This is a genomic window from Peribacillus sp. NPDC097284, assembly GCF_044761765.1.
GTDB lineage: Bacteria > Bacillota > Bacilli > Bacillales > DSM-1321 > Peribacillus.
The window spans coordinates 323153-336631 of record NZ_JBIWCZ010000002.1 but is presented as its reverse complement, the minus strand read 5'-3'; the positions used below and the strand labels follow the sequence as shown (position 1 = coordinate 336631).

Annotated in this window: 13 protein-coding genes; 1 reads left to right on the top strand and 12 read right to left on the bottom strand. The window is 43.1% G+C overall.

The features are described from left to right. Positions 1–113 precede the first annotated feature (113 nt). Positions 114–302, top strand: a complete 189-nt coding sequence (gene rpmB, locus ACIQXU_RS07420) for a 50S ribosomal protein L28 (protein WP_402868250.1) — start codon at positions 114–116, stop codon at positions 300–302. 199 nt (positions 303–501) lie between these two features. Here rpmB and spoVM read toward each other — a convergent pair whose 3' ends face one another. The 12 genes from spoVM to coaBC all read right to left on the bottom strand — a co-directional run bounded on the left by spoVM (position 502) and on the right by coaBC (position 13369). Then, entirely contained in the window at positions 502–582 is an 81-nt protein-coding gene (gene spoVM / locus ACIQXU_RS07415; RefSeq protein ID WP_034313769.1) for a stage V sporulation protein SpoVM, read from the bottom strand. Positions 583–702: 120 nt separating this feature from the next. Then, the gene (locus tag ACIQXU_RS07410; RefSeq protein ID WP_402868249.1) at positions 703–1356 is read right to left on the bottom strand and encodes a thiamine diphosphokinase; all 654 of its coding nucleotides are present in this window, start codon (positions 1354–1356) and stop codon (positions 703–705) included. A gap of 101 nt (positions 1357–1457) precedes the next feature. After that, positions 1458–2105 carry a ribulose-phosphate 3-epimerase gene (gene rpe / locus ACIQXU_RS07405; RefSeq protein ID WP_402956252.1) on the bottom strand — a complete coding sequence of 216 codons (648 nt, stop codon included), beginning with the start codon at positions 2103–2105 and terminating at the stop codon, positions 1458–1460. 1 nt (position 2106) lies between these two features. Next, positions 2107–2988, bottom strand: coding sequence for a ribosome small subunit-dependent GTPase A (gene rsgA / locus ACIQXU_RS07400; protein ID WP_402868247.1), 882 nt, complete (start codon positions 2986–2988; stop codon positions 2107–2109). A gap of 25 nt (positions 2989–3013) precedes the next feature. Next, on the bottom strand, positions 3014–5032 hold the full coding sequence (gene pknB / locus ACIQXU_RS07395) for a Stk1 family PASTA domain-containing Ser/Thr kinase (protein ID WP_402987823.1): 2019 nt from the start codon (positions 5030–5032) through the stop codon (positions 3014–3016). Positions 5033–5037: 5 nt separating this feature from the next. Beyond that, positions 5038–5787, bottom strand: a complete 750-nt coding sequence (locus tag ACIQXU_RS07390; protein WP_402868245.1) for a Stp1/IreP family PP2C-type Ser/Thr phosphatase — start codon at positions 5785–5787, stop codon at positions 5038–5040. A 4-nt stretch (positions 5788–5791) separates the two neighbouring features. Next, positions 5792–6886 (bottom strand): dual-specificity RNA methyltransferase RlmN, encoded by a 1095-nt coding sequence (gene rlmN, locus ACIQXU_RS07385; protein ID WP_402868244.1) that lies wholly within the window; start codon positions 6884–6886, stop codon positions 5792–5794. Then, positions 6886–8238, bottom strand: a complete 1353-nt coding sequence (gene rsmB, locus ACIQXU_RS07380) for a 16S rRNA (cytosine(967)-C(5))-methyltransferase RsmB (RefSeq protein ID WP_402868242.1) — start codon at positions 8236–8238, stop codon at positions 6886–6888. The genes rlmN and rsmB overlap by 1 nt, the downstream gene beginning before the upstream one ends. Next, positions 8225–9184, bottom strand: a complete 960-nt coding sequence (fmt, locus tag ACIQXU_RS07375) for a methionyl-tRNA formyltransferase (protein ID WP_402987820.1) — start codon at positions 9182–9184, stop codon at positions 8225–8227. Before fmt ends, rsmB begins: the two co-directional genes overlap by 14 nt. Beyond that, positions 9181–9666 (bottom strand): peptide deformylase, encoded by a 486-nt coding sequence (gene def / locus ACIQXU_RS07370; RefSeq protein WP_402868238.1) that lies wholly within the window; start codon positions 9664–9666, stop codon positions 9181–9183. Before def ends, fmt begins: the two co-directional genes overlap by 4 nt. Before the next feature lie 82 nt (positions 9667–9748). Then, entirely contained in the window at positions 9749–12160 is a 2412-nt protein-coding gene (priA, locus tag ACIQXU_RS07365) for a primosomal protein N' (protein ID WP_402987817.1), read from the bottom strand. Between the two features lie 6 nt (positions 12161–12166). After that, positions 12167–13369, bottom strand: coding sequence for a bifunctional phosphopantothenoylcysteine decarboxylase/phosphopantothenate--cysteine ligase CoaBC (coaBC, locus tag ACIQXU_RS07360; RefSeq protein WP_402868234.1), 1203 nt, complete (start codon positions 13367–13369; stop codon positions 12167–12169). Between the last annotated feature and the right edge of the window lie 110 nt (positions 13370–13479).

Below are 13479 nucleotides of genomic sequence, written 5' to 3'. Positions count from 1 at the left end.
TTAACTGAAGTATTGCATTCTCACGGTAGGTGTGATAAATTATTAAAGTATTTCACAAAGACTTAAGACAACTTCGTAAACTTAAGCTTGTTGTAGTTAGGAGGGAATTTGACATGGCACGTAAATGTGTAATCACTGGAAGAAAAACCCGTTCTGGTAACAGCCGCTCTCACGCAATGAACGCTAGCAAGCGTACATTCGGCGCTAACCTTCAAAAAGTACGTATTTTAGTTGACGGTAAACCTAAACGTGTATACGTTTCTGCAAGAGCTCTTAAATCGGGCAAAGTAGAACGCGTATAATGTTACGGCATCCTCTAAGGATGCCTTTTTATTTGAAAATGGCTGCCGCTTTTATAATGGGTGATGATTGGACAATCTGATTCTTTCAGAAAGATCATCACCCATTAAAAGCCTGTCCAACCTATCGTTTCTTTATTGTCCCCAGCCAAACCAAAAAATAACACCCCCTTTATAGAAGGTGTCACGTAAATATGTTTTATTAGCCTTTTTTAAACGCTCCGAGCATGGCCCTTACCAAACTGCCCAGAACTTTTGGCAATTTAATTGTATAAAATTTCATAATGCCCCTCCTCTTTACATCCCACAAATTTAAGATGAAGTGGAACTTTTCTATTACAACATAAGCTTTTAAGCGGATATAGGATGAAAAGTATATCCGAATCTGCTCTAAGCATGAATTTTAATCTCTGCTTCTTATCACCATTAATATGCCTTCCTCAAATGAAACATTCCCACAATCAGAAATTAGTTCATTGCTGACACAGAGTGTGGAGCCCAATTCAAGCTTTGCATCAACAAGTGGATACTTAAACCCCAAGAGTGTAATGCCGGTGATCTCTTCGGTTACCGGAAGCAGGGAAATATACTTCCTCTCTTCATCCAAGGTCAAGGGGTAGGATCCTGGCGTCTTCACGGTTAAGCTATTCTGACAATCGACTATATACATATCAATATCCTTGTGATAAGGCAGGATGCTATCTTTCTGCAATAATTGGATATTGCCGAGAAAATGGTCCAGCCGCCCTCCTGTTGCACCTAGAATATGTATTTCATTTGGCTCCTGCTCCATTGCCCATTTAAATGCAATTTCCAAATCGGTTTCATCCTTCTCAGGAGGGTAAAGATGAATATTCTCCATCCTTTTTTGAATCTTGGACCATTCCTCTTCGGATACGGAATCGAAATCGCCAAACCCACACTGAGGAACAATGTCATTTTCAAGTAAGGACCAAACACCTCGATCGACCCCAACCCACAAGTCAGTACTCTCTTTATAAGTCGTTAAATCAGGCCACAAATCCTTTGGGCCTCCAGCCATAATGCTTATTTTCATATTCCGCCACCCTATTCTTAAGATTCTTTACATGTTTGATTGTTTTAAAAAAGCCGATCATCATCGTAGTATAGATACGATAATGTCGGCTTTCTCTCTTTTTAATTTCCACGAATTCTCTGAATCGCTGCCTGGCGATCTTCCTGGTTATATATGGCTGACCCGGCGACAAGTACCGTTGCTCCCCGTTCAATACAAACTTTGGCCGTTTCTTCATTTACCCCGCCATCTACTTCAATTTCAAGATTGGGATTGTACAAATCAGCCATCGCCTTCACTTCGGAAATTTTTGGCAGTACAGAAGCGATGAACTTTTGCCCCCCAAATCCTGGATTGACGGTCATCAATAAAACCATATCTATATCTTCGATGATCGGTTGGATCACGGATGCTGGAGTGGCCGGATTGAGGACTACCCCCGCTTTAACACCAAAGGACTTTATCAATTGAATCGTGCGGTGTAGGTGGGTACACGCTTCTACATGGACAGTGATATAGTCGGCCCCTGCTTTGGCAAACGCCTCGATATAGGCATCTGGACGTTCAATCATCAAATGGACGTCTAGAGGGAGTTTCGTCACCGGTCTGATAGCATCGACAATCAATGAACCAATTGTGATGTTAGGCACGAAATGGCCATCCATAACGTCTACATGGATATAGTCGGCTCCGCCCCTCTCTACATCCAAGATTTCTTCTCCCAGCTTTGCGAAATCAGCTGATAATATGGATGGTGCAATTTTAACCATACTAATACCTCGGCTTTCTATCTCTTATTTCCTCTAAAAATTGCATATAATGTTCGTACCTGTATTGTGGGATTACCCCGGTTTCTACCGCTTCTTTCACAGCGCACTTCGGTTCCTTGTCATGGAGGCAGGCCCTGAACTTGCAGTCCTCACCAAGCTTATGCATCTCAGGAAAACAATACGATAGACGTTCTGCTTCCATTTCCGTGAATTCAAGTGAACTGAATCCAGGCGTATCCGCGACGAGGCCAGTGCCCATGTGAATCAGTTCCACATGACGTGTGGTATGCTTTCCGCGTCCCAAATGAGATGAAATGTCGTCTGTCTTTAGGGCCAAGCTCGGGTTGATCGCATTCAACAACGAGGATTTCCCCACTCCGGATTGACCGGCAAACACACTGGTTTTCCCTTCTATTAAAGGAATAAGCTGATTGACGCCTCCTGTGGTTATCGAAGAAGTTTCCAGCACTGTATAGCCTAACTTCTGATAGTCCTTGATATGCTGAGACAATTTCTCTTTTTTATCTTCCGTTACCAAGTCCATTTTGGTCACGACAATAATGGGCTCGATCTCATTATCTTCAATGAGGACCAGGAATCGATCAAGCAGAGCTGGACTGAACTCGGGTTCGACTGCTGAAAAAACAAGAATGGCCTGATCGACATTCGCTATCGGTGGACGAACCAATTCATTCTTTCGTGGCTTGACCTCCGTTACCGTTCCGTCCGTCTTATTATCAGCCTGATATACAACGTAATCACCAACAAGGGGCGTTACCTTATTTTTACGAAAAACGCCTCGACCCCGGCATTGGAATACTTCTTCTCCATCTAAAACATAATAAAAGCCGCTTAAGGCTTTAATGATTTTTCCTTCGGGCATAGCCACACTCCTAATTTGATTAAATTCATTCCGGATAAGTGATGGTTTTTTCCTTTATCACCTGTCCGTCACGCATGACTTTATATCCGGCTTTCTTATCTTTGGACACCAAGAATTTGATCTCTTTTTCTTCAGTTTCCAAGAGCGAAAAAGTATCATAGGGCTCTGTCATGCTATTATTGATGTCTTCAATGAAGATTTGAACTTGCTGTGGTTTACCGGGCTCTACAGGGTCATATTCGATCGTGATTTCCTCTGTTACCGTCTTTGGTGGAATCTCTTCTTTCCCTTTTGAAAGGACCACGCTTACCGTACTTCCCTTGTCCACTTTAGTAGATGGTGCAGGTTCCTGCGAAATAACAAGTCCCTCGGCCACTGAATCCGTATACACCTTTTTTTCGACGGCAATTTTTATTCCACTTTCATTGGAGTAATCATTCAAAGCCGTCTCATTGAAACCCGTTAGGTTCTTTAATGTTAATCGATCGGCACCCTTACTGACCATGAGTTCGAGCTCCGTTTCCGAAGCAATGACTTCAAAGCCTCCTGAAGGATCTTGATCAATGATCGTCCCCGGCTCGCTTTCATCAAATACCTCTGTCACTGCAACGTCCTTGAAGCCCATCTTATTGAGCATACTCTCGATATCATCATACTTTCTTCCTTCATAGCTAGACAATGTAATCGTTTCTTTACCAATGCTTTGATAGATATCTATTTTAGCGCCTTCTTTGACCAGCTTACCTTCTTTAGGGTTGGTCTTGATGACGAGACCTTTTTCGACCTCTTCATCATTAATCTCAATCGTGTCCCCCGTGACAAGTCCTAATTCCACCAAGGTAGAAATGGCATCATCCAGCTCTTCCCCTTTTAAGTCAGGGACGGTCACTTCTTTAGTGCCAAGCATGGATGGAAAAACGGTAATGGATAAAATGGCAACCACCGCTAAAACCAAAAAGATGGTAACTAAAATCGCGGGCCATTTTATGCGCCGATTACTTTTTTGCTTCGATTTCGTTTTTTGTTTTTTCTGTTTCTTTTTAAGCTTAGTCGCTGTAGCTGGCTCATCACTTTGTTCATCTTGTTCAACTACGCTCGCATTTTTTTCCGGTCCTCTTATGATTGTCTCATCTATACTTGACAGCTGGTCATTCGTGATGATGGGGATGGCTTTTGTTGCATCATGATCTTCCGGAATGACAAAAGGCAATTCATTTAAGCGCTCTGGATCAAGCGAAGTTCGAATGTCATCTTCCATTGAATCGACGCTTTCATAACGATAATATGAATCTTTTGCCGTTGCTTTTAGAATAATATTTTCCACACTTTGCGGTATATCAGGATTCCAACGCTTTGGCGATGGGGTTTCCGACTGGAGATGCTTTAACGCAATGGAAACTGCAGATTCACCTGAAAAAGGGAGCCTGCCAGTTAAAATCTCAAACATCACGATACCCAGAGAATAGATATCCGATTTCTTATTGGCCATGCCGCCTCTTGCCTGTTCTGGAGACAAGTAATGAACAGAACCTAAAACTGCATTTGTCTGGGTTATATTCGTGGCACTTAGAGCAAGGGCAATTCCAAAATCAGTGATTTTAACGGTTCCTTCTTTATCAATCAGGATATTCTGAGGCTTGATGTCCCTATGGATGATTCCGTTATGGTGGGCATGGGAGATGGCAGCCGTAATTTGCTTCATGATATCTAAGGCTTTTTCAACCGGAATTGGATAGTATTTTTGTATGTATTGCTTTAAAGTAAACCCGTCCACATATTCCATGACGATATAGTAGATATCATTTTCTTCTCCGACATCATAGATACTGACAATATTCGGATGGGCTAGACTCGTTGCTGATTGCGCTTCCCGATTAAAGCGTTTAATGAATTCATCGTCATTATTAAAATCCATCCTCAGGATCTTCAAGGCAACATCACGGTCCAAAATCATATCTCTTGCAAGGTAAACATTCGCCATACCGCCACCACCGACCATCTCGATCAGTTTATAACGGCCGTTGATCCTTCTACCAATCAACATTGAGTTCACCTGCTTTCGCTTTCATCAATAAATTGAACAAGCACAAGGGTGATATTATCTTCTCCACCATAGTTATTGGCCATTTCTATTAACGACTGTGCCTTTTCTTCAAGTGAATGTCCATTGTTAACCATTTCTTCGAGTTCCACTTCACTTACTTTATTCGTTAAGCCATCAGAGCAAAGCAAAAGCATATCCTGCTCTTCGAAAATGACTGTCGTAATGTCCATTTCCACTTGCAGTTCAGTGCCCAATGCACGCAACAACACATTTTTCCTTGGATGATGCTCAGCGTCTTCCTTCGTGATCTGACCAGAACGGACCAGCTCATTAACAAGCGAATGGTCTTCCGTGACCTGCTTGAATCCGCTTTCGTTATACAAATAACACCGGCTGTCCCCGATGTTTGCGATGGTTGCAAATTTATCTGTGCATATTGCCGCAACAATGGTTGTACCCATGCCCTTACATTCCAGGTTCGCTTCGGCATGTTCAAAAAGCAATTGATTGACAAGGAGGATTTGTGTTTTCAACCAATTTTCAGCATCATTTGCCGTTTCAATACCACTTGACTCTTCCCATCTTTCCTTCAAAAGGTCAATCGTCATCCCACTCGCTACATCCCCGGCACGGTGGCCGCCCATGCCATCTGCAACGATGGCAAGGCGTACGCCTTCCGGATTACTAAAAACTCCCCCATTATCTTCATTATGTTGGCGGACTTTCCCACGGTCAGTCTTGAATATTGCCCTCATAGGGTCACCTCGTCTCTTCTTTACGCTCCTTAGCCCGAAGCTGGCCACAGGCTGCGTCAATGTCACTGCCTTGTTCTCTTCGAATTGTTACATTAATGCCACGTTTTTTCAATGTTTTTTCAAACTCAAAAATCTTATCCCGAGGTGTACGTACATAGTTGCGTTCCGGTACATAGTTAACCGGAATTAAATTGACATGACACTTGATGTCTTCTATTAAATCGGCCAGTTCTTCAGCGTGCTCTACTGAGTCATTTTCTCCACCGAATAGACCATATTCAAAGCTGACACGGCGTCCTGTTTTTTCCGTGTAGTATTTGATGGCTTCAATCAAGTCAGGAAGCTTATAAGCCTTATTTATCGGCATCAATTTACTTCTCAACTCAGTGTTCGGCGCGTGAAGTGATACAGCAAAATTGATTTGCATGCTTTCTTCGGCAAATTTATAGATTTTAGGAATAATCCCACTAGTCGAAACGGTGATATGGCGAGCACCTATGTTCAACCCTTTTTCATGGTTGATATTTTTAAGGAAAGACATCATATTATCATAGTTATCGAATGGTTCGCCGATTCCCATGATAACGACCGAGCTAACGCGTTCTTCAACTTCATCAAGTGCTTGTTGGACCTTGACGACCTGGGCAACGATTTCCCCTGATTCAAGATTACGTTTTAAACCACCAAGCGTCGATGCACAGAATGTGCAACCGATTCTACAGCCTACCTGTGTCGTTACACAGATGGAATTCCCATATTCATGGCGCATTAATACGGTTTCAATTGAGTACCCATCATGCAATTCAAATAAGAACTTCATCGTTCCATCATTGGATGTTTGTTGGATCAATGTCTTTAACGTCGTGAAAGTGAATTGATCTTCCAATTTATCTCGCAATGTCTTAGATAGGTTAGACATATCCTCAAAACTTGAAACGCGTTTTTTATAAAGCCAGTCATAAACTTGGTCCGCACGGAAAGCTTTCTCACCGTTTTCAACCAACCATTCTTTAATTTGATGAAGCTCCAACGAATAAATCGATGGTTTTTCTGGTGTTGTGTCTTTTCTCACTCTTGATGATTTCGTAATCTCTGCCATTACAGCACCTTCTTTCTAAAACTCGCAATAAAGAAACCGTCACTGCTAAAATATTGCGGGAACACTTGCAAGGTATGACCTTCAACAAATGGTTGAACACTTTCGGGCATTCTTTCAGACAATGTTGTATCGCTTTCGAACTCCGGATGTTGTTCCAAGAACGTCGCTGCTACTCTGTCATTTTCTTCTTTGTCCACTGTGCATGTACTATATACTAACTGTCCACCTTGTTTCAGGAGCGGAGCAGCTGCTTCCAATAATTGTTTCTGTATGTTTGAAAGTTTCATTATATCATTATTTGTTTTTGTATACTTCACATCAGGCTTACGACGCATGACGCCTAATCCGGAGCAAGGAGCATCTATCAGGATTCGGTCAAACCCTTCTTTATTGAAGTGTTCCTGAACATGTCTGCTATCTAAGACCTGCGTTTTAATGTTGTTCCTTAACTTTAGTCGCTCTGCCTGTTCCTTGATGAGCTTAACCTTATGTTCATGAAGGTCAAGAGCATATACCTGTCCCGTCGTCAGACCTTCGGCAATATGCATTGACTTGCCTCCTGGCGCTGCGCAACAGTCCAAAACTGCATCGTTATCATGTGCACCAAGCGCATGGGCGACCAGCATCGAACTTTCGTCCTGAATGGAAAGAAGACCCAATTTATAGCTTTCGGAATGTGCCAGGTTCCCTTTGTAACTGATAATGGATTCCGGCACGAATTCACTGGCTTCCACATCATATCCCTCTTCAGTCAAAATACTGATTAATTCACTGCGGGAAATCTGTTTCAAGTTAACTCGTCCCGTCTGTAATGGAGCCATTAAGTTAATTTCACACATTTCCTTTGTTTTCTCATACCCATATTGCTCAACCCAACGGTTTATCAACCATAATGGATGACTCACTTCAATTGATAGGCGTTCACGGTCGTCCTTGATATCATCAAATGATGCAACACCATTTCTTTGGATATTGCGGAGCACCCCATTGACCATTGACTGCGTTCCTTTATGCCCGCGTTTTTTCGATATCTCGACAGCTTCGAAAATAATCGCATGATCTGGCACTTTATCTAAATAAACCATTTGGTATACGGAAAGCCTAAGAAGGTTAATGACCCAGCTTTGCGTTTTTTTAGGATTTTTTATATATGGCTGTAGATAGTAATCCAATGTCATCTTCCGCTGGATCGTTCCGTAGCTGATTTCTGTTAACAATCCACTATCCACTGCAGACAATTGATGCTTTTTAATCAAATTATTAAGTAACAGGTTGCTATAAGATTGATTTTTCTCTACAGATTCCAAGATGTCGAGAGCAATATCGCGTACTCCCTTTTTAGTTTGTGTCATTAGTTTCTCCTAACTTTATACCTGCTTTAATGAATGAACCCGCACCAATCAAGTAATTCTTCGCTGGCATTTTTTTCTTACCTGATGGTTGTAGTTCGGTGATGAGAATCGCCGTTTCATTTCCAGTCGCCACGACCATTCCTTCATCAAGCACCTCAATGATCGTTCCGGGGCTTGTTTGAGCGTTCCCTTTAACTTTCTTTGTCTGCCAGATTTTCAGGACAGACCCGTTTACGAGTGTATAGGCAACAGGCCAAGGATTCAAGCCGCGGACATGATTATAGATGGCCTCTCCCGTTTTCGACCAGTCGATTTTTTCCTCTGATCGTTTAATGTTGGGAGCAAAAGTTGCCTTTTCCTCGTCTTGCTTAATTGGGGATAGCTCACCATTCAATAACTTCGGCAATGTGTCGGCAAGTAAATCCGCACCGACCTTACTCAACTTATCATGCATCGTACCGACATTATCTAGTTCTTCGATGACCACTTCTGCCTGAGTTAAAATATCTCCGGCATCTAATTTCTCAGCCATATACATGATGGTGATTCCCGTCTTTTCTTTACCTTGTAAGATGGAGTAGTGAATAGGCGCTCCGCCACGTAGTTCAGGTAGTAAAGAGGCATGTACATTAATACAGCCAAATTTAGGAGCTTCCAATAACTCATTAGGAAGAATTTGTCCGAAAGCCGCCGTCACCACTAAGTCCGGTTTTAAACGGATGATCTTTTCCAATTCTTCTTTTTCACGGATTTTCTCTGGCTGGTAAACGGGTATCCCTTGTTTGATTGCTTCAACTTTAACCGGTGGTGGAGTCAAGACTCTTTTCCTGCCAACCGGACGATCCGGCTGAGTGACGACAGCAATCACTTCATACCCCTCGTCAATGATTCGCTTAAGCACCGGTACTGAAAAGTCCGGCGTCCCCATAAAAATAATTTTTGTCATTTTTCTTCAAACCTTTCTAACTCTTCCTCTGTAATATATCGGGACACTTTACTTGTAAATAGCACCCCTTGCAAATGATCCATTTCATGCTGGATGGCCCTAGCCAGGAAACCTTCAGCTTCTATTTCGAAAAAATTCCCCTTCCTGTCCTGTGCACGCACTTTGACACGGTATGGACGGGACACTTCCCCATATAGGTCTGGAAAACTTAGACAGCCTTCAACGCCTGTCTGTTCTCCCTCGACTTCCAGCACTTCCGGATTGATCAATTCAATGACACCTGATCCTTCCTCTATCTCTACGACGGCGACTTGTTTTTTCACGCCCACTTGTGGGGCTGCAAGACCCACTCCATCCGCTTCAACCATCGTTTCGTACATATTATTTAACAGCTTTGCCAATTTTTTATCAAAACTTGTTATTTTAGCGCATTTTTGTTGTAAAATTTTTTCAGGAAACATGACAATCGGTAAAATAGTCAAAGCGAAAAGTACCCTCCTAATATAAAAAACAAAACTTACTATATAAAAACGCAAGCCTGAACAGCTCGCGATATCATAACAACTACATCATAATCTGCGGATTTAAATCAATGGAAATCTGCAGGTGATTTTGGGCCGTTTCCTTTTGATAATGCTCCAAAAGCGTTCGTAAATGGTGATAAAGCTCCGGCTCTCGTTTGTATTTTATCAGACATTGGTATCGATATCTATTGTTGATTCGACTAATTGGGGAGGCGACCGGCCCGAGGACGATAGAATCCTTATGCAGTCGCGAACTCAGGAAATTAGTAATCTTATCCGTCACACTCACGGTTTTCATCAAGTCCTCATGAGAAACCGTTACGAGGATTACATAATAATAAGGAGGATAATGGGCTTGCCTCCGGATGTACATCTCCCTTTCATAAAATGCATCGTAATCCTGCATAGCGGAAAGCTCTATACTGTAATGCTCAGGCGTATAGGTTTGGATCACCACTTCACCAGGAAGTGTATGTCGCCCTGCCCTTCCGCTGACTTGCGTCAATAGCTGGAATGTCTTTTCCGAAGAACGGAAATCAGGCAAATGCAGCATCGTATCGGCTGAAAGCACGCCAACCAACGTAATATTCGGGAAATCAAGGCCCTTGGCAATCATTTGGGTTCCAAGCAGTATATCCGCTTTCCCTTCACCGAATGCATTCAGCAGCCGCTCATGTGATCCCTTCCTACTCGTCGTATCGACATCCATCCGAATTACTCTTGCATCAGGGAGGATCTTGGCAAGTTCTTCCTCCACCTTCTGTGTACCCGTTCCAAAGAATCGGATATGGTCACTCTCACACTCGGGACACACAGAAGGCATCCCTTCCTCAAACCCGCAATAATGGCATTTCATTATATCATTAAAGCGATGGTAAGTGAGGGAAATATCACAATTTGGACAGTTGATCACCAATCCACAACTACGGCACATGACAAAGGAGGAATGCCCACGCTTATTTAACATCAGTACCGTCTGCTGTCCCTTTTCGAGCCGATCTTGCAACTTCGTGAATAGCAGTTCGGAAAACATTGAGCGGTTTCCCGATCTTAGTTCTTCCCTCATATCCACGATATCGACTGCAGGCATAGCATGTTTATTCATCCGCCGACTGAGGGTCAATAACTGATAGACATTTTTCTTGGCACGGGCAAAGGATTCTAGGGTAGGGGTGGCACCTCCGAGGATGACAGGGCATTGATAGGATTTCGCTCGTTCAATCGCAACATCCCTTGCATGATAACGCGGATTTTCTTCTTGCTTGTAACTCGCCTCATGCTCTTCATCAATGATGACGATCCCAAGATTCTCAAATGGAGCAAAAACGGCCGACCGTGCCCCTACCACTACTTTTACTTCTTTACGATGAATTTTCCTCCACTCATCATATTTTTCTCCAACGGATAAACCACTATGCATGACCGCAACCTGCTCGCCAAAGCGTTCTTTAAACCGTTTCACCGTTTGGGGAGTCAAAGAAATTTCCGGAACCAACATGATGGCTTCCTTCCCTTTCTCCATAACCGAAGCGATGGCCTGTAAATACACTTCTGTCTTCCCACTTCCCGTTACACCATATAAAAGGAAAACATCATGTTCGTCCTGTTTAATCTTCTCCTGAATGGGCCCAAGCGCGGCAGCCTGCTCATCTGTTAATGTGAAGGGATTGGATTTATTAAATACACGGTTTTCATAAGGGTCGCGGTATACTTCTTGTTCCAGTTCGACCAATGCCCCTTTTGCCACAAGGGACTTCACCGTCCCACTAGAAGCATTAACCAATTCAAGAAGCTCCTTAAGCGGTATCGGGTCTGGGTGTTCAATGAAATATTGGATGAGCTCCTGCTGTTTTCTTGCATTTCCGGATAGCGACGAACCCATTTCTTTCAATTCCATTGGAGATACTAACGGTTTTATAACCCGTACCGTCTTTTTATTGAGACGGTTTTTCACAAAATACACTAACTCTAAATTGCCTTTTTGCAACTCTTTTTGAAGAAGGGAAGCATGTTCCCCTTCTATCGCATCTTTCCATGATAGCGAATCATGCTTGCCAAAAAGAGCTTGTATCATCGTGGACAGCTGGGCCTTTTTACCGTCTACGATATTGATGACTTTTTCATATTTTGCTTTCATTGCTGCCGGTAGCATCGCTTGCAGCGCCGAAATTTTGAAACACATGGCCTCTTTCGTCAACCAGTCACCAAGTTGCAGCAATTCATCATTTAAAACAGGCTCCAAATCCATCAGTTCTTTAATATGGCGGAGCTTAGCAAATTCACTTTTATCTTTTAGCCCCGTTACGAATCCCTGCACCATTCTGGGACCAAACGGAACAATGACTCGCATGCCAGGTTTAATGACCTGGATCCATTTCTTAGGAATTCGATAATCGAATTCCCTATCCGTTTGTTTTGCAGGTACATCCACTATGACGGATGCAATATCCATTAGACATCAATCCTTTTGCATGCAGGATACTTCTGCCAAAATACTTTTGGCGATATCCGCTTTACTCATTTTTGGAAGTTCGATGGAACGCCCATCCTTATTAAAGATCGTAACAATATTTGTATCCGTGCCGAAGCCTGCACCCGATACCGTAACATTATTGGCTACGATCATATCGGCATTCTTCTTCACCAATTTCCCTTTTGCATACTCTTCCACATTATTCGTTTCGGCTGCAAAACCGACTAAGAGCTGATGAGTCTTATTCTTGCCCAATTCCATAAGAATGTCCTTTGTCCGTTCAAATTCAATCACATTTTCACCAGGCTGCTTTTTCATTTTCTGTTCATGATAGAATTTGGGTTTATAGTCGGCAACCGCAGCCGTCATAATTACCACATCACTCGAGTCAAATTGCTCAAACACCGCTTCATACATATCTGCGGCTGATTCGACGGGAATGACCTTCACCTTCGAAGGCGGAGCCAAACTCACGGGCCCGGTGACCAAGGTCACATCGGCTCCCTGATTGGCTGCCTGCTCGGCAATGGCATAGCCCATCTTGCCACTAGAATGGTTCGTCACGAAGCGTACAGGATCGATTGCTTCACGGGTAGGCCCCGCCGTGATTAAGAATTTCTTACCCTTAAGTGGTTTCAAGCCAACTTCCCCAAAGTATTCTTGTAGATGTTGTACAATCGTTTCCGGTTCTTCCAGTCTTCCCTTTCCTACATAGCCGCAAGCCAAATACCCTTCACCGGGCTCTATGAATTGATAACCAAACGTACGAAGCGTCTCCATATTCTTCTGCACAGCCGGATGAGCGTACATATGGACATTCATAGCCGGAGCTACCCAAACAGGGGCCTCCGTTGCAAGCAACGTGGTCGTGATCATATCATCCGCGATGCCATTGGCTATCTTGCCAATAACATTCGCTGTGGCAGGCGCCACCAGGACAATATCCGCCCAATCAGCAAGGTCGATATGGGCAATGACCGAGGAATCTTTTTCATCAAATGTATCGGTATAAACATCATGTCTTGAAAGTGCCTGAAAGGTAAGAGGCGTCACGAATTGGCGCGCCGAGGCACTCATGATCACCTTAACGTGAGCCCCTGCCTGCGTCAGTTTACTGGTCAGGGCTGCAGCCTTATATACAGCAATTCCGCCAGTGACACAAAGTAGAACCTTTTTATCGATTAGCATGCAAATTTCCCCTAACTATACATTCTATTATTAACTAATTATGAAGGTTTACAGGTAAAATTTCATTATATATGCGCAAGAACCTTGGTAAGTGTCAATAAAGTCCATAA